At 46.0% G+C, this 20,708-nt stretch carries 25 protein-coding genes, 1 tRNA gene and 1 riboswitch; of the genes, 23 read left to right on the top strand and 3 right to left on the bottom strand.

The genetic code is table 11. The features are described from left to right. The first annotated feature begins 20 nt into the window (after positions 1-20). The 4 genes from I8U27_RS00750 (at position 21) to I8U27_RS00735 (ending at position 1,917) form a co-directional block, all read left to right on the top strand. The gene (locus I8U27_RS00750; protein WP_181750560.1) at positions 21-629 is read left to right on the top strand and encodes a winged helix-turn-helix domain-containing protein; all 609 of its coding nucleotides are present in this window, start codon (positions 21-23) and stop codon (positions 627-629) included. Next, positions 613-867, top strand: a complete 255-nt coding sequence (locus I8U27_RS00745) for a hypothetical protein (RefSeq protein ID WP_181750393.1) — start codon at positions 613-615, stop codon at positions 865-867. Before I8U27_RS00750 ends, I8U27_RS00745 begins: the two co-directional genes overlap by 17 nt. 97 nt (positions 868-964) lie before the next feature. Beyond that, positions 965-1,537: an ATP-dependent Clp endopeptidase proteolytic subunit ClpP gene (clpP, locus tag I8U27_RS00740; RefSeq protein ID WP_181750394.1), complete on the top strand. Its 573-nt coding sequence runs from the start codon at positions 965-967 to the stop codon at positions 1,535-1,537. A 104-nt stretch (positions 1,538-1,641) separates the two neighbouring features. Then, complete coding sequence (locus tag I8U27_RS00735; RefSeq protein ID WP_181750395.1) at positions 1,642-1,917, top strand: hypothetical protein; 276 nt, start codon at positions 1,642-1,644, stop codon at positions 1,915-1,917. Between the two features lie 89 nt (positions 1,918-2,006). On the opposite strand, the gene I8U27_RS00730 is transcribed toward I8U27_RS00735, so the two are convergent. Next, a complete protein-coding gene (locus tag I8U27_RS00730) occupies positions 2,007-3,722 on the bottom strand; it encodes a S8 family serine peptidase (RefSeq protein ID WP_181750396.1) in 1,716 nt (571 codons plus the stop codon). A 188-nt stretch (positions 3,723-3,910) separates the two neighbouring features. On the opposite strand from I8U27_RS00730, the gene I8U27_RS00725 reads away from it, so the two are divergent. The 8 genes from I8U27_RS00725 (at position 3,911) to I8U27_RS00690 (ending at position 9,970) form a co-directional block, all read left to right on the top strand. Next, positions 3,911-4,975, top strand: coding sequence for a M42 family metallopeptidase (locus I8U27_RS00725; protein ID WP_181750397.1), 1,065 nt, complete (start codon positions 3,911-3,913; stop codon positions 4,973-4,975). Positions 4,976-5,056: 81 nt separating this feature from the next. Beyond that, on the top strand, positions 5,057-5,791 hold the full coding sequence (locus I8U27_RS00720) for an isochorismatase family protein (protein ID WP_181750398.1): 735 nt from the start codon (positions 5,057-5,059) through the stop codon (positions 5,789-5,791). Positions 5,792-5,938: 147 nt separating this feature from the next. Then, positions 5,939-6,553: a DedA family protein gene (locus I8U27_RS00715; RefSeq protein WP_181750399.1), complete on the top strand. Its 615-nt coding sequence runs from the start codon at positions 5,939-5,941 to the stop codon at positions 6,551-6,553. Positions 6,554-6,713: 160 nt separating this feature from the next. Then, on the top strand, positions 6,714-6,992 hold the full coding sequence (locus I8U27_RS00710) for a 2Fe-2S iron-sulfur cluster-binding protein (protein WP_309506088.1): 279 nt from the start codon (positions 6,714-6,716) through the stop codon (positions 6,990-6,992). A 105-nt stretch (positions 6,993-7,097) separates the two neighbouring features. Then, a riboswitch (TPP riboswitch) is annotated at positions 7,098-7,201 on the top strand. A gap of 61 nt (positions 7,202-7,262) precedes the next feature. Continuing rightward, on the top strand, positions 7,263-7,865 hold the full coding sequence (locus I8U27_RS00705) for a thiamine phosphate synthase (protein ID WP_181750401.1): 603 nt from the start codon (positions 7,263-7,265) through the stop codon (positions 7,863-7,865). Then, positions 7,858-8,994, top strand: coding sequence for a glycine oxidase ThiO (gene thiO, locus I8U27_RS00700; protein WP_181750402.1), 1,137 nt, complete (start codon positions 7,858-7,860; stop codon positions 8,992-8,994). Before I8U27_RS00705 ends, thiO begins: the two co-directional genes overlap by 8 nt. Further along, positions 8,991-9,194, top strand: a complete 204-nt coding sequence (gene thiS, locus I8U27_RS00695; protein ID WP_309506081.1) for a sulfur carrier protein ThiS — start codon at positions 8,991-8,993, stop codon at positions 9,192-9,194. The genes thiO and thiS overlap by 4 nt, the downstream gene beginning before the upstream one ends. An 8-nt stretch (positions 9,195-9,202) precedes the next feature. Continuing rightward, positions 9,203-9,970: a thiazole synthase gene (locus tag I8U27_RS00690; protein WP_181750403.1), complete on the top strand. Its 768-nt coding sequence runs from the start codon at positions 9,203-9,205 to the stop codon at positions 9,968-9,970. A 47-nt stretch (positions 9,971-10,017) separates the two neighbouring features. On the opposite strand, the gene ftsW is transcribed toward I8U27_RS00690, so the two are convergent. Next, complete coding sequence (ftsW, locus tag I8U27_RS00685; RefSeq protein WP_181750404.1) at positions 10,018-11,160, bottom strand: putative lipid II flippase FtsW; 1,143 nt, start codon at positions 11,158-11,160, stop codon at positions 10,018-10,020. 90 nt (positions 11,161-11,250) lie between these two features. On the opposite strand from ftsW, the gene rodA reads away from it, so the two are divergent. The 10 genes from rodA to I8U27_RS00635 all read left to right on the top strand — a co-directional run bounded on the left by rodA (position 11,251) and on the right by I8U27_RS00635 (position 19,477). After that, entirely contained in the window at positions 11,251-12,402 is a 1,152-nt protein-coding gene (gene rodA, locus I8U27_RS00680; RefSeq protein ID WP_181750405.1) for a rod shape-determining protein RodA, read from the top strand. Between the two features lie 130 nt (positions 12,403-12,532). After that, positions 12,533-13,210, top strand: coding sequence for a zinc metallopeptidase (locus I8U27_RS00675; protein WP_181750406.1), 678 nt, complete (start codon positions 12,533-12,535; stop codon positions 13,208-13,210). 155 nt (positions 13,211-13,365) lie between these two features. Then, the gene (locus I8U27_RS00670; protein ID WP_181750407.1) at positions 13,366-13,968 is read left to right on the top strand and encodes a YhcN/YlaJ family sporulation lipoprotein; all 603 of its coding nucleotides are present in this window, start codon (positions 13,366-13,368) and stop codon (positions 13,966-13,968) included. Between the two features lie 121 nt (positions 13,969-14,089). Further along, positions 14,090-14,368 (top strand): DivIVA domain-containing protein, encoded by a 279-nt coding sequence (locus I8U27_RS20885; RefSeq protein WP_181750408.1) that lies wholly within the window; start codon positions 14,090-14,092, stop codon positions 14,366-14,368. 10 nt (positions 14,369-14,378) lie between these two features. Then, complete coding sequence (locus I8U27_RS00660; RefSeq protein WP_181750409.1) at positions 14,379-14,759, top strand: hypothetical protein; 381 nt, start codon at positions 14,379-14,381, stop codon at positions 14,757-14,759. A gap of 12 nt (positions 14,760-14,771) precedes the next feature. Further along, the gene (gene dacB / locus I8U27_RS00655; RefSeq protein ID WP_181750410.1) at positions 14,772-16,088 is read left to right on the top strand and encodes a D-alanyl-D-alanine carboxypeptidase/D-alanyl-D-alanine endopeptidase; all 1,317 of its coding nucleotides are present in this window, start codon (positions 14,772-14,774) and stop codon (positions 16,086-16,088) included. 95 nt (positions 16,089-16,183) lie between these two features. Then, positions 16,184-17,785 carry a peptide ABC transporter substrate-binding protein gene (locus tag I8U27_RS00650; protein WP_181750411.1) on the top strand — a complete coding sequence of 534 codons (1,602 nt, stop codon included), beginning with the start codon at positions 16,184-16,186 and terminating at the stop codon, positions 17,783-17,785. 105 nt (positions 17,786-17,890) lie between these two features. Further along, complete coding sequence (locus I8U27_RS00645; RefSeq protein ID WP_181750412.1) at positions 17,891-18,325, top strand: YrzE family protein; 435 nt, start codon at positions 17,891-17,893, stop codon at positions 18,323-18,325. Between the two features lie 129 nt (positions 18,326-18,454). Then, positions 18,455-18,528: transfer RNA gene (locus tag I8U27_RS00640), tRNA-Gly, on the top strand. A 400-nt stretch (positions 18,529-18,928) separates the two neighbouring features. Then, positions 18,929-19,477 carry an O-methyltransferase gene (locus I8U27_RS00635; RefSeq protein WP_232345166.1) on the top strand — a complete coding sequence of 183 codons (549 nt, stop codon included), beginning with the start codon at positions 18,929-18,931 and terminating at the stop codon, positions 19,475-19,477. A gap of 75 nt (positions 19,478-19,552) precedes the next feature. On the opposite strand, the gene I8U27_RS21215 is transcribed toward I8U27_RS00635, so the two are convergent. Then, positions 19,553-19,771, bottom strand: coding sequence for a PGPGW domain-containing protein (locus I8U27_RS21215; protein WP_377534570.1), 219 nt, complete (start codon positions 19,769-19,771; stop codon positions 19,553-19,555). A 330-nt stretch (positions 19,772-20,101) separates the two neighbouring features. Between I8U27_RS21215 and I8U27_RS00625 the strand changes: the two genes are divergently transcribed. Next, complete coding sequence (locus I8U27_RS00625) at positions 20,102-20,680, top strand: beta-class carbonic anhydrase (RefSeq protein ID WP_181750414.1); 579 nt, start codon at positions 20,102-20,104, stop codon at positions 20,678-20,680. The last annotated feature ends 28 nt before the right edge of the window (positions 20,681-20,708 follow it).

The raw sequence follows: 20,708 nt of genomic DNA, 5'->3' as shown, positions 1-20,708 counted from the left end.
ATTATTTTCACGGAGTGAAGATAATGCCAGATATTTTAGAAACATATGTGGTTGAGTTGCCGGAACAAGCAACAGCTTTATTGAATCCTCTGCGCGGGGAGATTGTTTCCCATCTGGTGGAACCTGCGTCGGCAGCTGAGGTGGCCCGCTTGATGAATGAGGCGCCACAGCGGATTAATTACCATTTGAAAACGCTGGAAAAAGTAGGGTTAGTCCGCAAGGTGGGCACTCGCCAGGTTAAAAATTTGGTTGAAGTTTTATATCAATCAGTCGCCCGTTCTTTTCTGCTGGCCGATACTTTGGGACTCAGTCCACATGCCTTGCAGCAACTGAAGGACCAGAGCTCGCTTGCCCACCTTATTCATGCGACAGAGCGTATCAAAAAGGATACTCTTCAATTGATGGAACAGTCGGATCAAGATGAGAAAATCCCCAGCGCTACCTTGCAAACGCAAATTTTCTTGAGGAATGAAGAGGAGCGCCAGGAATTTGTACAGGAATATGTAGACCTGTTGAAGAAGTTGGCGGCTAAATATCAGCCTGCTCATCAGTCGAAGACGGCTTACCAGGTGGTGTTAGCCGTATATCCGAAACCCGGAAAGGAAGAGAGCTATGAGCCAAAAAAGTAAATGTCCGGTGGTCTCTTTGACGGCCTCAAGAGAAGCTTCGTATCAGAAAACAGATCAAAAATCGTCTCATGTGATCCCTTTTAAGCGAAAAGGTGACAGTAAAACGGAACCTTTGATTTCCACCTGGACACTGGAGCCAAAAAAAGGAAGCTTGCCGTTGAAAATCACGCAGGTTTCTTCAGGATTTGGTAAGGTTCACCAGTCCGGTACCGGCCCGAAATGTTCTCTTGCTGCCTGAGAAGATCGTTTTCAAGGAAAAACACTTGTTTTCCGGAGTGTAAAGCAAACCATCACACTTGAAAGCGCGTGAAGCATGATGGAGGGAGGATAAACAAATGAACTTAATTCCCACCGTACTGGAACAGACTGACCGTGGTGAACGCGCCTATGATATTTATTCCCGGCTGCTGAAAGAACGGATCATTTTTCTCGGGGGATCTATTGATGATGCGATCGCCAACTCGGTCGTAGCCCAACTATTATTTCTTGCTTCAGAGAATGCTGAGAAGGATATACATCTCTATATCAACTCTCCGGGGGGATCGACGACTGCGGCGATGGCGATGTACGATACTATGCAACACATTCGCCCCGATGTTTCCACTATATGCATCGGGATGGCTGCCTCGGCGGGAGCTTTGTTGCTCGCATCAGGTGCGCCGGGGAAGCGAATGGCACTTGCCAATGCCGAAGTGATGATCCACCAGCCGTGGGGAGGGGCACAAGGGCAAGCATCCGATATTCATATTCAAACGAAACAAATCTTAAAAACAAGGGATATGATTAACCGTATCCTGGCCGAACGATCAGGCCAGCCTTTGAAGAAAGTGGAAAAGGATACAGACCGTGATTTCTACCTGTCTGCGCAAGAAGCGAAAGAGTATGGCCTGATTGACAAGGTGATCTGATTTTGGTTTTCACCTCACAAATAATGGGTGATTGCATAATTAAGGATAGGACAAGAAAAAATATCAACTGATAAAGCAAATGAAACAGCAAAGGTTGAGGATGGATGAATCCTGATTTCTTTTCCTATGACGCTTATCTGGAACGGTATAAAATGTTTTACAATGAAGAGGGAGATGGCCGCCCGTCCATTTTAAGCGAAGAACAATTTAAAGGACGGCTATTGCTTAAAGAATGTTACCAGGCGTATGAAGATTTAGTACAGACAGGTCAGATCGACCGGGCTTCCAATTACTACAGCCAGGTGATAAACAAATTGGAGAACGAGTTGGCGATGGCTGATGCTTCCGACAATCTCCACATACAGATGTTTGAATATTAAAGGAAACCCTCAGATTCCTCACTGCGATTTGGATCTGAGGGTTTGTTCGTGGAGCAGCAAAATCCCCCTGTATGCACAGGGGCATCAATTTATCGCTGATCGTTGGCCACTTGAGTCAGTTCTGAAGCAAATGAACTGATATCAAAGAAGTATGCACCCGTACCGCTGTAAGAATAGGCGCGAAGTTTATATTGTCCTGTTTGGGTCGGACTAAAGGTGATTGTCTCCTGTCTCTTCGTTCCTTCAGATTTGCCGACCTGATTACCGCTGGGATCATACAGATAAATATCAAAATCCGGAGAAGAGGAGAACCAGGAACCGGTCCAATCGGGCATGATAAAGGTGACGGCAATGGGAGCCTGGGTTGAATCAACCTGGAACGTCCATTCATCCTTATAACCGGAGGTGTTGATGGATCCCTGAGCAAAAAGGTGGTTTGGCAAGGAAGGACCTGTACCGCTAAAGTTTCCGGCTGTTTTTACGGCTTCATATCCTCTCATATTCCCTGAGCCGTAGTCAATATCTTTGCCCGTAGGACCAAAATCAATCGCAGTAGAAGCAAGAGTTGATTTTACCTGCTCAGGGGTTAGGGAAGGATTGGCATCCAGCATGAGAGCCACCGTTCCTGCGGTGAAAGGAGTAGCCATACTGGTTCCGCTATAGGTGACATATCCGTTGTTACTGTTTGCCTGGGCGGCGGTAATGTTAAAGCCGGGAGCAGCGATATCCGGTTTGATGCGGCCATCGGCAGTGGTGCCGCGGCTGGAAAAAGAAGCGAGATTAAATCCTTTTTCTCCGGGATCAGCCATCGCCCCGACTGTAAGGGCCTTGTCAGCAGCACCGGGTGAGCCGATCGTTTTCCTTGCCGGCCCGCTGTTTCCTGCTGCCACAGCAACGACGATTCCCGCATCTGACGCGCGGTTGGCCGCTTGAGAAGTGGCATCTGTTCCGTCTGAGCTTCCGGTCGTTCCCAAGCTCATATTGATCACTTTGATTCCGTAAACATCTTTGTTTGAGATGGCCCAGTCGATGCCGGCAGTTACATCGCTCATTGAACCGCTGCCATTTTGGTCAAGCACTTTGACCCCGACAAGTGCCGCCCCGGGAGCAACCCCTGTGTAGGCGGAGTTTCCGTCGCCCGACCCTGCCGCAATACCGGCAACATGCGTTCCATGCCCTTGATCATCGTACGGAGCGGAACGGTTATTGACATAATCTTTCCATCCGATGACTTTGCCGCCGTCTAAATCCACATGGGAGGCGTCGATTCCGGTATCAATCACGGCGATTACGATATCATCTTTTGAATACGAAGAGGGTTGACCGTCGCGGTCACCGGTGACCCCAAAGTCTGTTCGCGCTTTTTGCGTTCCGTACCAGGTATTTGCCGTTTGCGAGAATGCTTTGACGGGCTCGTCATATTCAATTTGTACCACATCCGTAGACTTGGATAGCTCTTCAATTTGAGCTTTCGTAAGGGTGGCTGACATGGCAGGGATATTTTTGTAAACATGACGGGGGGCAAATGTTTCGATATGTTTTTTTGCAGATTGTAAATTCACAGATTGATTGAGGGTTTTATAGGTAATAATCACAGGGATTTTGTCCGTCTTGTCCGATTTTGCAAGATGATGGTGCAAATTGCTCAGCCATTTGGATCCCTTTACTTTGTGAATCGGAGTGATCTCCTTTTCCGACACGGGGAGGGACGTTTTTTTACTCTTTGATGGCGTTTCAGCCACAGCGATGGAAGCGAATGAAAACAAAACCGCCAAAATGATCGACAGCACTCTAATTGCCCTCATGTTTTGCCTCCTTAGCAGAACAAAATATATAAATTTAGGTGAAAAACAAATTGATACATACTAACAAAACATTATCATTATTATTAATTTTTTTACAATAGTACTTTCGACCTATTTTTTCTTTGTATATTTAGAAACGAGATGGCAGAAAATATAGAAAATCAATCTCTTATGCAGGAGGAGAATTTATGCGCTTACTTCAGGAACTGACAGAAGCGAAAGGTGTATCCGGGTATGAGCAAGAAGTCCGGGACATTATGTACCGGGAGCTGAAAAAGGTAGATGCGGTTATTCAAACAGATCATTTGGGAAGCATCTTCGGAGAAAAGCAAGGGGGGAGTGCCACGCCGAGAATTATGCTTGCCGGCCATCTGGATGAAGTAGGATTTATGGTGACGGAGATTACCAAACAGGGCTATTTGCGCTTTACCCCCCTGGGAGGATGGTGGGAACAGGTATTGTTGTCCCAACGCGTTTCCATTGTGGGCGAGAATCGGGTATTTACAGGTGTGATCGGTTCAAAACCCCCGCACATTTTAACAGCTGAAGAGCGCAATAAGGTTTATCCCATGAGAGAAATGTTTATCGATGTGGGTGCCCACAGTGATGAACAGGTAAAAGAGTGGGGGATTCGCGTCGGTGATCCGGTTATTCCCATTTGTCCATTTGAGATTTTGCCGGATAACGATACCATCCTCGCCAAAGCACTGGATAACCGGGTTGGTTGTTATCTGGCGGCTGAAGTAATTAATCAGCTAAAGGTGGAAAACCATCCGAATACGATTATTGCCGGGGCAACTGTTCAGGAAGAAGTCGGTTTGCGCGGGGCCACAACCGCTCCGTATCAAGTGGACCCGGACGTTGCGTTTGCTCTTGATGTAGGTGTTGCAGAGGACGGGCCGGGAGCCGGTGGCGACAATAAAGCCAAGCTGGGGAAAGGGCCTTTGATCACATTTTTGGATGCAACCATGATCCCCAATATTAAATTGCGTAACCTTGTCATCGAGATTGCCGAAAAGAAAAACATCCCTTACCAGGTGGATACCATGATGGGCGGGGGGACGGATGCAGGCCGCTTCCATCTTTTCCGCCGCGGAGTTCCCTCCTTGGTAATCGGAGTGGCAGCCAGATATATTCACAGCCATGTCTCCATGGTAAGCAAACAGGATGTAGAGAACGCAGTCCGCTTATTGGTGGAAGTGGTGAAAGAGTTGGATGAGGAAAGGGTAAAAGGATTAACCCGGTACACATAAGTATGCTTCAACCCCAACAGCGTTCATGATAAGATGAAAGCGAATCATCACTTTTCAACTGCGGGGAGCGTGTGAATCAAGTTGAAAACATCAAGTGCTTTCATCTCTTATATGTCGTCTCAACTGGCAAATGCACCGCAAGAGTCGATCACTTCGATCGTACAAAAAGCCGGGGATATCAGCAATGTTTATCTCGTTTTTGTCGATATCCTCAAAGGTTTTTGTGAAACCGGGGCCTTATCAAGTGAACGGGTAAATGAGATGGTAGAGCCGGTCGCCCGGTTTGCCAATCAATGTTTGGATGAAGGTCTGCCAAATGAAAATCTTATTTTTTTAAATGATAACCACCCTGCTGATGCAGTGGAATTTGAGGTATTTGCCCCACATTGTATCCGGGGAACAGCTGAAGCGCAGGTTGTCGGCCCTCTCCAAGCCATACAGCAACGGCAGGGTGTCCAAACTTTCTTTAAAAATGCCACGAATGGACTTTTTGGCCGTAATGAGAACGGCCTGCGCTTTTTTGAATGGCTGGAACAGATTTTTGATAAAGGGACTTCTGTATTTATCGTGGTTGGAGATTGTACCGATCTGTGTATTTACCAGAATGCCATGGCTATTCGGCTGCTGGCCAATGAGAAGAACATCCATACCCGGGTGATTGTTCCCCAATCCCTTGTCCGGACATATGATCTTTCCGTTGAACAGGCGAATCAGTTAGGGGCTCTGGCTCATGATGCAGACCTCATGGACTTAGTCTTTTTATACCATATGAAGATGAACGGAGTCGAAATCATTTCTTCCTTTTACAAAGAGTAAGTCAGAATAAACAACTGCAGAGGCAGTCAACCGGCTTCAATGCCCGGGGGATTCTGAAAATCTCACGATTTCCCGTATCTTTTTCTCAAATTTATAGTATGATATTCTAAGAGTGTTCTGCATGTTAAGGAAAAACGGGGTTGTACCATGGAACAATCATTGATTGACTTACTACAGGAGTATGGATATCTGGGGATTTTTCTTTTTCTGGTATTAGGAATCGTCGGGCTGCCTTTGCCTGATGAGATCATGATGACCTTTATCGGGTATCTGACTTCAATCGGACAACTTAATTTGGCTCTTACTTATCTGAGTGCCCTGGCCGGTTCGGCCTGTGGAATAACAATCAGCTATATGTTGGGGACGAAGTTGGGGTATCCGTTTTTGAGAAAATACGGCAACAAGATTTTTATTACCCGTCGCCGATTGCGGATCACCCAGGTTCTTTTTCGCAAATATGGAAACTGGTTGTTATTTGTCGGCTATTTTATTCCCGGAGTCCGTCATGTCACGGCCTATCTGGCAGGCATCTCAAAGCTACCGTATTCCCGTTTTTCACTGTTTGCCTATTCAGGGGCAATGGTTTGGTGTGCAACTTTTATCGGCCTCGGCCATATTCTCGGAGCAAACTGGGAAACTGTGTTTGAAGTGATGCACAAATATGGTGCCCGGCTCTTACTGATTGCACTGCCGATTATCGGAATCGCGGTCGGTTTGTACTATTGGAATCAAAGCCAAAGCAAATCACTGGACACCAAGTGAGGAAATGATTGATCTAACACTGCCATCATCTTTTGTTCGGGATGATGGTTTTTTACGTAAAAGCTGTTTTGGAAAACAGCCTTCTGTGCCGGCAATATGATTGCAGAGCGGATCATGTTGTCTTGCAGATCAATCAAAGGGGGGATTTTGTTTGCCTGAGGTGACGATCCGACTGGGGACAGAAACCTATCAGATGGAAGTTCCCATGGGAGCTAACCTGCTTTTGGAAGCAGTTTCAAGGTCCATCCCTTTACCCTTTCATTGTACCACCGGAAAATGTGGCACCTGTCAAATGCGGGTGATTAAAGGGCAAGAGAATTTAAGTGATTACAGTGAACAGGAGCTTTACCGTATCGACGGAGAAGCAATTTCATCCGGTTATCGCTTTGCCTGTCAAACTTATGTCTATGGAGATGTTACCATTGAAGCTGTACCCTAGACGATCATGTTTGCTGAGGGATGGGCTGCTCCCAAGATGAGAAGACGAGTTGGTTGACGGATCAGAAACAAGCTTGCTACAATAAAATAGACAATTACATACTTGTCGGACCACTGGGGGTGCACCAAAGGTGCTGAGAGGAACTTTGTTCCAACCCTTTGAACTTGAACTGGATGATACCAGCGGAAGGAATGTGGGGAATGGTTGAATGATGAAATCGAAACGCCGATGTCCCCTGGATGTCGGTGTTTTTGTTTGGGAGGGAAACTGGTGGAGCTGCATGTGATCACCGAAGAAAACCAGCAAACAGATGACCTCCTCCGACTGTGGCCGGGACTTGTGCCATGGGTCGATTATTTTCACTTAAGATTTAAATCAAAATCACAAGATCAAGTTTTTCAAATAGCAAAAAAGATTTTGTCCCACAATCTCATTCCCCGCTCTTCTCTCATCATCAATCGCCATATGGAGGTGGCGGAACAATTGCGATGCGGCGGAGTTCATCTCCCGGAAGATACAGCCGATTGGAAAATTGATAATCATGTGGTTGCACATATCCGCCGGGGGCGGTCGGTTCATTCGTTGGAAAGTGCCATTCGGGCGGAATCAGATGGAATGGATTATATCATGGTCGGCCATATTTTCCCTTCCCGTTCCAAACCGGGCGTTCCACCGATGGGGTTGAAACGGCTGGAGAAAATTGTAGCAGCCGTGAAGATCCCGGTGATCGCTGTCGGGGGGATCGGACCAGATCAGGTGGCGGATGTCATGGGAGCAGGATGTGCAGGGATCGCCGTGATCTCAGCTGTTTACAGCCATCCGTCTCCGGAACAAGCCGTACAGCAGTTAAAAAGGAGTGGAGAAGGTGGATAAAGATGTACTCATTATCGGTGGCGGAGTGATTGGATGTTCCATCGCTTATTACCTGGCTAAAGCGGGCGTAAAAAGTATTGTCCTGGAACGTGACCGAATCGGGGCACATGCTTCCTCGGCCGCAGCCGGAATGCTGGGGGCTCAATCAGAAATGGCAGAGCCGGGTCCTTTGACGGAACTCTGCTTATCCAGCCGTTTGATGTTTCCGCGCTTACAGGAAGAATTGCGGGAAGTGACGGGGTTAGACATAGAGTTGAATCGCGCAGGCTTATTAAAAGTAGCCGTTGATGAGCAGGAAGCGGAGCACTTACAGATGAGGGGAAATTGGCAAAAAAGCTCGGGACAGACCTCTTACTGGTTAAGCCGGGAAGAATGTTTGCGCCTGGAACCCCATCTGTTTGCGCAGGCAGCAGGAGCGCTTTATTTGCCTGAAGATCACCAGGTTTCCGCGCCGCGCTTAACCCGTGCGTTTGCCCTGGCAGCGAAAAAGCTGGGAGCCACATTGATTGAAGGCTGCCAGGTTGTTGATGTAAAACAAAGAAATGGCCGAATCTCTGAAGTTGTCACCACACAGGGGAAATGGAGCCCGGAATATGTCGTTTTGGCAGCAGGAGCCTGGAGCCAATGGATTGCCCAATGGATGCAATTGGAACTTCCGGTTTTTCCGATTAAGGGTGAGTCCCTGTCGATCCTGCTGCAGCAACCATTGATTGGACGAACAATCTTTACCTCAAGCGTTTATCTTGTCCCTAAAGCTGATGGCCAGGTTATTGTCGGTGCCACTGAGAAACCTCATCAGATGGGCCCGGGAGTTGATGCCAAAGCGGTTCAAACACTGCTAGAAGCGGCCATCAGGACGGTGCCGGGACTCGCTGAAGGCCGGATCAATCGGATTTGGTCCAGTGTCCGGCCCGGTTCACAGGATGGAAACCCTTATCTGGGCAGATGTTCTGCGATTTCAAATCTCCTGGTTGCCAGCGGGCATCAGCGAAACGGTATTTTGCTCAGCCCGATTACCGGAAGTCTTATCTGCCGGCTGGTTCTGGGTGAAGAACCCGCTGTCTTACAGCCATTTCAGCCGGACCGTATCTTTTCTGGGTCAGAAGTGAAAGGAGGAGAGGAAATGTGAAGATTCAATTAAACGGGAAAGAGTATTTAGTGGCCGAAGGGGTTGTTACCATTGCCCACTTACTTGATCATCTGCGTTTGGGACAGCGGGTGCTGGTAGTGGAGCACAACCGCAAAGTACTGCAAAAAGAGGATCATCCTCAGTCGGTTCTGGGCGAGGGTGATGTAGTAGAGATTGTTCATTTTGTCGGAGGAGGTTAAATCGATCCATGCTGAAAATCGGCGCTTATGAATTTAAATCACGTTTATTTTTGGGAACGGGTAAATTTTCTTCACTTGATGTACAGAAGAAGGCAGTAGAGATTTCTGAAACAGAAGTGCTCACTTTTGCCATTCGCCGTATGGATATATATGATCCGGACCAGCCTAACTTTTTGGAGATGCTCGATTTGAAACGTTATACGTTATTGCCCAATACAGCAGGCGCAACCACAGTGGAGGAAGCTGTAAGAATTGCCCGGCTTGCACGTGCCTCCAATCTATGCGATATGATTAAAGTGGAGGTTATCGCCGATTCCAAAACGTTGCTTCCCGACCCCATTGCCACTTTGGAAGCAACACGCCTTTTGGTTGAAGAAGGATTTATAGTGTTGCCTTACACCTCAGACGATCCTGTTCTCGCCAGAAAATTGGCGGAAGCCGGAGCCCATGCCATTATGCCGGGAGGTTCCCCGATCGGTTCAGGCCAGGGGTTGCTCAATCCTGCATATTTACGGCTGATTATCGAGGAATCTCCTGTACCGGTAATTATTGATGCGGGGATTGGTTCCCCCGCTGATGTTGTTCAGGCGATGGAACTGGGAGCAGACGGGGTTCTTTTAAATACAGCCGTTTCCGGGGCGAAAGATCCGGTGAAAATGGCAGAAGCGATGAAATGGGCAGTGAGGGCCGGACGTCTTGGCTACGATGCCGGAAGAATCCCCAGAAAACCCTATGCCAGTGCGAGCAGTCCCGGCGAAGGCCTGTTCACATCATAAATAAAATCCCCCTTTTGCACAGAGCCAAAAGGGGGATTTTCTATCAGCTAAGCTTGTACGGGCCGGGCAGAAGGAGCGGCCTTGGACGCTTTTGCTTTTCGAACCCGATAACGGGAGATATTGATCAGGATCCCCAGTTCGACCAAGTTCATCATCAAAGCGGTTCCCCCGTAACTAATCAGGGGTAAGGGAACCCCGGTTACCGGGAAGAGAGCGGTAACAACGGCTAGATTAAAAATGGCTTCAACCGCCAGCAAGGTAACGATGCCAATTCCGAGCAACGTACCGAACTGATCCGGCGCTTGCAGTGAGGTAAGCACCCCGCGAACGATAAAGAAAATAAAAAGGGAAATAAGAAAGACCCCGCCAATAAAACCAAGCTCTTCTGCGATGATGGAAAAGATAAAGTCTGTGTGTGCTTCAGGCAAATAGGCATATTTCTGGATGCTGTTTCCCAATCCGGCACCGGTTAATCCACCCGGACCGATGGCAATCAGTGATTGGGTAACCTGATAACCTTCACCGGTGCGGTCGCTGAAGCCGTTGAACAGAGCAGTGATACGATCAACCCGGTAATCTCCTAAAAACAGAGCCACAACCAGGACCGGCAATCCGACCAGAGCGAGGAACAGCAAGTGCTTCACTTTTGTACCCGCACAGAACATGACGGTGATACAAGTGGTTAGAATAATGACAATGGCACTGAAGTGGGGTTGTTTCATCAGCAACAGGCAGGCGATTCCAATCACGACGAGCGGGGGGATGACCGCGCGTTTAAAATTGTCGATAATGGGTTGCTTCTTAATCATGATCGAAGCTGTATAAATAATCAAGCCAAGTTTGACATATTCAGAAGGTTGAAAAGAGAAAATCCCCAGGTCAATCCAGCGGCGGGCATTGTTTACCACTTTGCCGATTGGAGGAATCAGTACTACCAAAAGCGATACGAAACAGATAATCAGGATCAATCCCACGTATTTTCTGTAGATGGTATAGGGGATATTGGAGAAAATAAAAAACAAAACCAAGCCGGTCAGGCCATATCCCAGCTGTCTGTTAAAGAAAAAATAGGGATCTTTGAAATCGGTCAAGCCTTTATAATAGCTGGTACTGAATACCATCACCAAACCGAAGCCGAGTAATAAAAAGGTAATCAATATGATCCAAAAGTCGGGTTTATCGCGTTTCATATGTACAAACTCCTTCAGTCACATGTTTTGCGAAAAATAAAATTGTGTTAAGGTGAACGTAAGATTGATAGGAGAAATAGGGGTTTAAAAATGAAAAAAAGCCATCTGATCTGGCAGATCGATTTTCTGCTCATACTTATTCTCTTCATTCTGGCAACTATTGGCATTGTATCCATTTCCAGTGCAACCTACACTGACAACCAATCTTATGTAGAAAAACAGGCGTGGTGGTACTTATTGGGGTTTCTATTTATGTTCGCCGTTCTCCTGTTTGATTATAAAATTTTGTCTCAAGGCAGATTTCTCTACCTCTTATATGGAATCGGACTGCTTTTCTTACTGCTCGTATTTATTCCTGGTCTGGGTGTTAAAGTAAATGGTGCACAACAGTGGATTGGAGTGGGCAATTTTCAATTTCAGCCTTCAGAGATGATGAAGCTGATCCTGATTTTATTGCTGGCAAAGCTCCTGTCTGAAAAGAAGCCTTCCTCGTGGCGGGACCTGTCCGGATTGGGATTGATTTTGGGTCTGTTCGGGATTCCCTTTTTCATTATTTTATCACAGCCCGACCTGGGTACAGCGTTAGTTTTCGTAGGAATTGTTTGCAGCATGTTGCTGGTGGGGGGGCTTGATTGGAAATGGATTATGAGTGGGATTCTCCTCGTTTCCATCATCTCCGGCGGGATTCTTCTTTTATATGTGACTGATCACCCCCTATTGCAGGTGATCTTGGAAGACCATCAGATCAGCCGCATTCAAACCTTTTTAGATCCTGCCTCTGATCCTACAGGTGCGGGATATCAGTTGACACAGGCCAAAATTGCGATCGGTTCCGGGATGATGACGGGAAAAGGGCTCCATCAGGGCACACAGGCACAGGGAAATTGGATTCCCGAACCTCATAATGATTTTATTTTTGCAGTGTTTGCGGAGGAACATGGCTTTATCGGCGGAAGCTTATTGTTATGTGTCTATCTGATCTTTTTTTACCGGATGATTTTGATCGCCACCCGGTCTGATGATCGTTTTGGATCTTATATTGTTGCAGGTGTCACCGGAATGCTTGTGTTTCAAGTATTTCAAAATATTGGTATGACCCTGGGGCTTGTTCCCATTACGGGCCTGCCTTTACCCTTTGTCAGTTATGGGGGGAGTTCCCTTACTACCCAACTTATTGCTGTCGGCCTTGTGTTGAACGTGGGTATGCGTAAACAAAGTGACATGATCATTTTTCAGCGATGAAAGCCTTCTTTAGATCAAGTTTTGACAGTTTAATTCAATCTTTGAAAAGGAATAAATATAGGTGAAAAATCATTCTGGCTAAATAAGCATACATGATCATTGGATTTTGGATAGAAAGGGAGCATAAAGAATGTTTGGGTTGTTACTGTTTATACTGGGCCTGATTCTTACCCTCTGGGCTCAGTTTAGAGTCAGGTCAAATTTCCGTCGATGGTCCCGGGTCAGGTCACGATCCGGGATGACGGGGGCTGAGGTGGCAAGGCGAATTTTGGATATGAACGGATTGCATCATGTTCCCGTCGAACCGGTTCACGGAACATTGTCTGACCATTATGACCCGACGGCACCAGCTGTTCGCCTGTCGGAACCCGTTTACTCATCTTCTTCCATTTCTGCCGTTTCTGTTGCGGCGCATGAATGCGGCCATGCCTTGCAACATAAAGAGAAGTATGGAGCCCTCGTATTTCGCCATCGAATGGTTCCCGTTCTGAACTTTACTTCGGGAGTGGCTCCCTGGCTGTTGTTGGCGGGAGTCTTTATGAGGGCATCGGGCTTATTGCTGGTTGGGATTGCCTTTTTCTCCATCGCTGTTTTATTCCACCTGGTTACATTACCCGTAGAATTTAACGCAAGTTCGCGGGCAAAACGAATCATGATTCAGGAAGGGTTTGTAGCTCCGGATGAAGAGAAGGGCGTCAATCGCGTGCTTGGGGCCGCTGCCTTCACTTATGTGGCGGGAGCCCTCGTAGCCTTGCTGGAGTTGTTGCGGTTTGTTTTGATTTTCCTGGGTCAAAGAGATGATGATTAACTCAGACACACCTCGTCCGATTGTCGGGCGGGGTGTTTTTTTCTTTTCGACTAAATAGTGGAATGACAAGGGTTCAGGGGAACGGGCTACATATTTTTGCTTGATGATCAAATACTAACTGTGAATCAAATTCCTGATCCAGAGGAGGACAGATGATGAAAGTGAATCGTTTGTTAAGTGGATGGATCATCCTTACCCTTCTCTTGACTAGCGTAGGATGCGCTACCAATGACAGGCGGGATGAATCCTTGGAAAGGCCGGGTTACCGTACCACACGGGTGGGTAATGATGTAAGGAATTACGTGCGGGATGATGATGTGAGAAACAGAACCATCGCCAATCGCGGAAATGATACCAGGAATAATTATCCTTCCTACCGCATTGTAAGAGACAATGCCCGCTATAATACCTCCAACAATATGATGGCGCAAAACTTCCGTGTCGCGGATGATGTGGCTGATTCCATTACCGATTTAAACCGGGTTAAATCATCCGCAGTGGCAATCTTAGGCAGAAATGCTTATGTCGCTGTCGTGTTAAAAGGAAATGATAAATTAACAGATCAAATGAAAAAGAATATCGCCAACAGAGCCCGCGCTACAGATCCGGCCATCCGAAATGTTTATGTTTCCGCCAATCCGGAATTTGTAAAACAAATGAACCAATATGTTCAGGATTTGCGTAACGGCCGGCCCGTCAGCGGAATCATCAACAATATGGTGGATATCATTAAACGCACGTTCCCTGAGGCGAAGTAAATCAAAATAGAACGCAGACTACTGAAAAAAGGTCTGCGTTTTCTTTTTTTCATTAGTTTGAGAGAAGGGCAAATTCATATATAATAGTGAATTGAAAAGTTGAATAGGGAGTGCAGTCATCATGAAGCGATTAACACCAATGGAAATTTTTAATAAAGATTTTAAACATGTAATGAGAGGGTATGATATTGATGAAGTAAATGAATTTTTGGATTTGGTCATCAAAAGTTATGAGGATGTGTTGCAGGAGAATGAATATTTAAAAGAACAGCTTCGGGCGGCAAAGAAACAAAATACCGGACGAAATAATCGCGTTCAGGAGCAAACCGGCCAATATGACGAAATTATTAGAGAAATTCTTGCCCGTATTGATCGTTTAGAAAAAATGATGCGGAGATAGAGGTGAAGTGATGTCAGGAATGCGACGCTTTTTCAGCGGAATTACCGAAACCGGAGACCGTGCGCCCGAAGACTGGCTGCGTAGCCGATATTACCGGGGGAGATCGCTCGAAGCGGGTGATCAGCTTTTGCAATTGCCGAAACAACATCCTTCTTTTAAGTTTGTCCATTATGATAAAGAGCGCGGGGAAGTGATGTTTGAGTATAGAAATCCGCTCGGATTCACACATGATATTGTGATTACGATATATGAGATTACACCGATCCGCCTGGCTGTCGATATTCATGCAGCGATTCGCAGCAGAATGTTTGACTTTGGCTGGAATCGTAAAATCGTGGGAATCATTTATAGTTATTTGGATCAAAAGCTTACAAAAGATACCAAATCTTAAGGGAGATCTCCCATGAACAATCCATTTCAGCTGCTATTTTCCAACTGGCGAAAAAAAAGCGGGGAAGTGGGTGCCAATATAGGTTTCAGCGTCCACGAATGTTCCGCGAATGAAACCGAAGAATGGAATGCAGACACATGGTTTATTCCCGCCTCCAACAATAAACTCTGGACAACCGCTGTTGCCCTTGATCTGCTTGGTCCTGATTATCGTTGGAAAACAACCTGCGGCGTACATGAAGGAACTCTCTGGGTAAAAGGCGGCGGTGATCCTGTTTTTACATGGGATGATGTCCGGAAAGTGGCGGCAGAACTAAAAGCTAATGGTGTGACTATTCTGAATAAAACAGCATTGGATGATTCACTTTTTGTGCTGCAATCACGGGGAAGCGGATGGATGTGGGATGATTTGCAAAATGGCTTTGCGGCGCCCATCCATGCTCTTAATCTGGAAAGGAATCGCATTCCCTTTCAAGTTGACCGGACGGGTCCCAAACCTGAATTAAAAAATCCCTATCCTTTTATTGAAGCACACACTGTTTCCGAAATGCACTGGAGTGACGACGATCAATCCGATTATCTGATCCGCCGCCTGCGAGGGTCTTATCAATTTGAGGTGACGGGTAAGCTCTCCCGAACGGAACAAGAAGTGGAAATTGCTGTTCCGTCAGGTCCCCACTTTTTTGCACAGGCTTTGTCCTTTGCCTGTCAAAAGGAAGGGATCGTCGTTAATCCGAAGTCCGTGCGGGTTCGACCGGTTCCGGTCAAATGGATGGACGAGGCAAAGGTTCAGATTACACACTACTCTCCTCCGCTTCACAAGGTTCTTCAAACCGTTAACCAGGAAAGCCAAAATTTGGTTGCGGAGGTCCTTTTGCGTACTCTGGGGCTCCAAGCCGGTGGAAAGGGTTCAGTTGAAGCGGGGAAGAAGTGTGTATATCTGACCTTGCAAAAATGGGGTCTGCCGTTGCCGGGCAATTATGCGGATGGTTCAGGACTGTCGATGTATAACTTATCCTCGCCAAGAGGTATGATGCAATTATTGCGCTTTTACGCAAAGCATCGCTACTTTTCTGTTTTCCTTGACAGTTTGGCTCAATATGGAATTTCCGGCACGTTAAAAAACCGTACATTGTCTTTGCCGGCCGGATGGGATGTCAGAGCCAAGACGGGTACGGTGTATGGGGTTAAAACCTTATCGGGATATCTGTCCTATCAGGGTAAAATTTGTTTTATCTTTTCTTTGATGATCAACGGACTGCTGGAAGAGAAGCATGGAGAACAATTGCAGGATGATTTCTTGCAGTTTTTGATCGGCAGGAATGGCTAAATCATTCGCTACCCATAAAAACATTTTCATTTTGCAGGATTTCTCTTTATTATAAGCGAAAAAAGTTTGAGATAAACAAATAAGGGGGTACTAATTTGAAAAAGTTTGGGATCTTATCCATTGTCTTACTCATTGCAATTGTAAGTGGTTTAACCGGCTGTACAACGGGGGCGGACCAAACTGAGAAGACTGAAAAAATTCTCAATCTTAATTTAACGGGAGAACCTACCTCACTTGATCCCGCGAAAGCTTTTGATGAAGATTCGCTGGATGTAACCCATAATCTGTTTGTCGGTTTGATGAGACTCGATAAAAATCATCAGCCCCAGAAAGCGATTGCCAAGGAAGTGAAAACGAGCTCCGACGGACTCACTTATACATTTACTCTTAACAAGACCAAATGGTCTAACGGTGAAAACCTGACAGCCCACGATTTTGAATTTGCCTGGAAACGGGTTCTGGATCCGAAAACCGCTTCAGAAGCCGCATTTCTTCTGTACTTTATAAAAGGAGCCGAGGAATATAACACAGGGAAGGGCAGTGCGGATCAAGTCGGTGTGAAAGCGCTGGATGATTATACACTGGAAGTAAAACTGACGCGCCCGACACCTTCTTTCCTTCAGCTGACCGCCTATTCGGTTTACTCCCCTGTTTATAAAAAAGGGGCTGAACAAAATCCCGCCCTTTACAATGAAGCGAAAAGTTATGTCAGCAACGGCGCTTTTAAAATGACCGAATGGAAACACGATGGACATATTAAAGTTGCCAGGAATGAAAATTATTATAACAAGGAAGTTGTAAAACTAAGCGGGATTCACTTCTCCATTGTGACAGACAGCAACACTGCATATCAAATGTATAAAACCAAAAAACTGGATGTTATTGCCAAAAAGTCAATTCCCGGAGATCTTCTGGCACAGATGATCAAAAGCGGTGAAGTAAAAACCTGGGAATCAAACGGATTAGCCTTCTTCCGCTTCAATGTGAAAAAAGAACCGTTTACGAACGTTAAAATCCGCAAAGCATTTGCTCTGGCTGTCGACCGGAAATTGATTGTCGAACAGATTGTGCAAAGCGGAGAGCAACCTGCATACGCGTATGTAGCCCCTTCTGCCCCCAATAACTTCCGCCAAAAAGGCGGCAACCTCATCCAGGACGGCCAGTTTGCAGAGGCGAAAAAGTTGTTGGAAGAAGGAATGAAGGAAGAGGGATGGAGCAAACTCCCAACGGTTACACTTCTGTACAGTAATACGACCGAGAAAAACAAAAAAATTGCTGAAGCGGTTCAGGAGATGTATCGTAAACACCTTGGTGTGGAAATTCAGCTCCAGGCCAAAGAAAACAAGGTTTACTTTGCTGACCAGCGCAGCAAAAACTATATTATGACCACATCCAGTTTTCTGGCGGATTACAATGATACCTATAATTACCTGGAAAGCTTCCAAACCGACCATTCGATGAACCGAACCAACTGGAGCAACAAAAAATATGACGAGTATCTGCAAAAAGCGGCCCAAAGCTCCAATCAGGAGGAGCGCGACAAGTTTCTTCATGAAGCTGAAAAAATCCTGTTTGAAGAAATGCCCCTCTTTCCGCTGTACTTTTACAATACGGCAGCGGCCGAACAACCCGGTGTAACAGGAATTATACGCCACCCGGTTGGCCAGAACGATTACACACAGGCAGATAAAAAATAAAAGAAATGCACATCATCCATCCTGATCCTGTCAGGATGGATTTTTCATGTTTTTTTGTGAAACACACATACTATGTGTAGGTTCGGATTTACTGGGGGGAAAAATATGGCGAAAGATAAACGCAATGATGAGCGAAGACAGTCCCCGGAGGCTGTACAGACGGACGAAGCACGAGTGGATGCAGCAGCTTCGCCGCAAGATGATGGGGAGTTGAATGCCGCCCTGGATGCAGGCAAGCGAGATGAGGAGTTTGCCGAGGACATGGCTGTTTCATCTCCTGAAGCTCTTCGGGAAAAAAAGGACAGACGGGCAGAGGATGGAAGAGAAACCGCTGATGCCGGAAGAGGATTAGGAATCACAGCAATTATTTTGTCAGTGCTTGCCTTTTTCCTCTGGCCTTATATATTGGCACCGGCGGGAATTATTATTGGGGTGATCAGTGCCCGCAGAGGAAGCTCACTGGGCTGGTGGGCAGTTGGAATTGGCGTGCTGGCGTTGATCATTATGACGTTAATCGTACCATTCAGGATCCTATTTTAAATTCATCCGGACCAGGTCAGGGTTCCCGGCAGGGAACCTTGACTTTTTAAGGAAAGAGAGTTGCCGGTATATTTTTTTGAAGTCTTCTTGCTGTAATCCAGTGTGCATGTTATAATAAAAAAGAATTTTGCGGATGTAGTTCAATGGCAGAACCCTAGCTTCCCAAGCTAGTAATGCGGGTTCGATTCCCGTCATCCGCTCCAACGGAAAATGATACCATTACTTATGTAGTGGTATCTTTTTTATTTTCAGAGATGGTAAAGTCTTCCATGCCCGCCTGGCAGAGAATATAAGGGGTCACTGATTCTTGCAAATAAACTGGCCCGGGCATTTGACTGTTTGATTGAAGATTTATTTATTTTTGTGGGGGATGAGAATAACAGGAGTATTTCTGTGCTGCATAAGATAAAATAGGATCAGGACTTTTATTCGGAAATTGGAAACTATTGATATTTCATCGGAGATCTTATACAGAAGCAACAATGAATACAAAAAGAGTGGAAGAGGGTGCCTGCATGTTGGAAAAAGAATATGTCCGTTCTTTGTTTGTTCAGGAGGACGAAGTACTTCGGTCCATATCAGCGGGACCTGGCAGAAAGGGAGATGCCGCAAATCTCTGTCCCGTCTGAAGTAGGGAAAACCTTATATCTGCTTGCTAAAATATCCGGTGCAAAACGGATCCTGGAGATCGGGGCTCTCGGGGGTTACAGTACGATTTGGCTGGCCCGGGCTTTACCGCGAACCGGAAAAGTGGTCTCATTGGAAATCAGCCAAAAACACGCTGACTTTGCGAAGGAAAATATTGAGAAGGCAGGGTTAAGCAGTCTCGTTACCTATCAGGTTGGAAATGCAAGGGAAAGTTTGGAACAATTGATCCGTCAAGGGGAGAAATTTGATTTCTTTTTTATCGATGCGGATAAACCAAGCTATATCTACTATCTGGAAAAGGCAATTGAACTGGCGAACCCGGGAGCTATTATTACTGCCGATAACCTGCTCCAATCCGGCCGTATTTTTGATGAAGAGGATCAAGGGCCTTCCCCGCAAACGATTCGCAAGTTTAACCGGCAAATTGCTACAGATCCCCGGCTTGAATCAATATTACTGACGATCGGTGACGGTCTCGGAGTTTGCCGGGTAAAGGAAAAATGAACGGTTTTTTGTAAGCCAAACTACCTGCAGAAAAAGCTGCAGGTTTTTTCTGTATGGAAGTTAAAACAAGAATGGCTAGGAGGTTGATTTCCACTTCAATTTCTTCAAAAACCTATCCGACTTTGCAGACATTTTAGGATAGCGGTTTCTTAGTTTTTGGAGTAAACGCTTAGCCCAGGGAGAATAGTCGGATAATATAAACAGCCCGATAATAGTGAAGAGAAGCCCCTGCAATACGGGAAAAACCATGCCCAGTATACCGAGGATGAGGAAAGTCCAACCGAGAATGTTCATGAGTATATATTTCAACCGTGCATTCATGGGGCAATCTCAAACTCCTTCAGGGTTTATTTTTGGTGATAGTTATACCGATCCTCTCATCACCTTGTTTCTCTCATAAGTATATCATACGAACTGACTGTTTATGAGAAAGCCTTTTCCCCATTGAGGGAAAGCGTATAGCTTCAGGTTTCAATCATGCAGTCTTGTATGATAGAATCTTCCTCTTGCTTTTGTTCATATTGAGAACTGGACAACAATCGGGATAAATTTTATTATACAAAGTGCTTCTCTTTTACTACCTTGTACTAAGTGATGAAATCTGATGCAAAGGAGCATGAGAGCATGTTGGTAAGCAATCTCGATGAGATTTTGTCATTTAATGAAGAATTTGTAAGCAGTCAATCGTATGAACCCTACAGGACGGACAAATTTCCCAGCAAAAAAATGGTGATCGTCACATGTATGGATACCCGTTTGACAGAATTGTTGCCACGAGCGATGAATTTCAAAAACGGGGATGCCAAAGTGATAAAAACAGCGGGTGCTCTTATTTGTGAACCATATGGAAGTGTCATGCGAAGTCTTTTGGTCGCTGTTACTCTTTTAAAGGCAGAGGAAGTATTTGTTGTGGGACATTTGGATTGCGGGATGATCGGACTGCAGGCGGCACCTGTTCTTGCTGAGCTGGAGAAAAAGGGAATATCAAAAGAGAGAATGGAGAACTTGCGCCACAGTGGTGTCGACATCGAGAACTGGTTACACGGATGTCAGGATGTAGAAAGCGGAGTGATGGAAAGTGTAAATCTGATCAGAAATCACCCTCTTTTCCCATCACATCTGATGGTCCATGGATTGACGATTAATCCGGTGACCGGCAAGTTACATCTTGTTTTTGACGGCAGGGAAGCGAAAAACCTCTGATTTGCTTTCCGGTTGGGTACTTACATTT

Origin of the sequence: Paenactinomyces guangxiensis (assembly GCF_016055185.1) — a bacterium.
Lineage (GTDB): Bacteria > Bacillota > Bacilli > Thermoactinomycetales > Thermoactinomycetaceae > Paenactinomyces > Paenactinomyces guangxiensis.
This window is presented reverse-complemented; position numbering and strand designations above follow the sequence as displayed.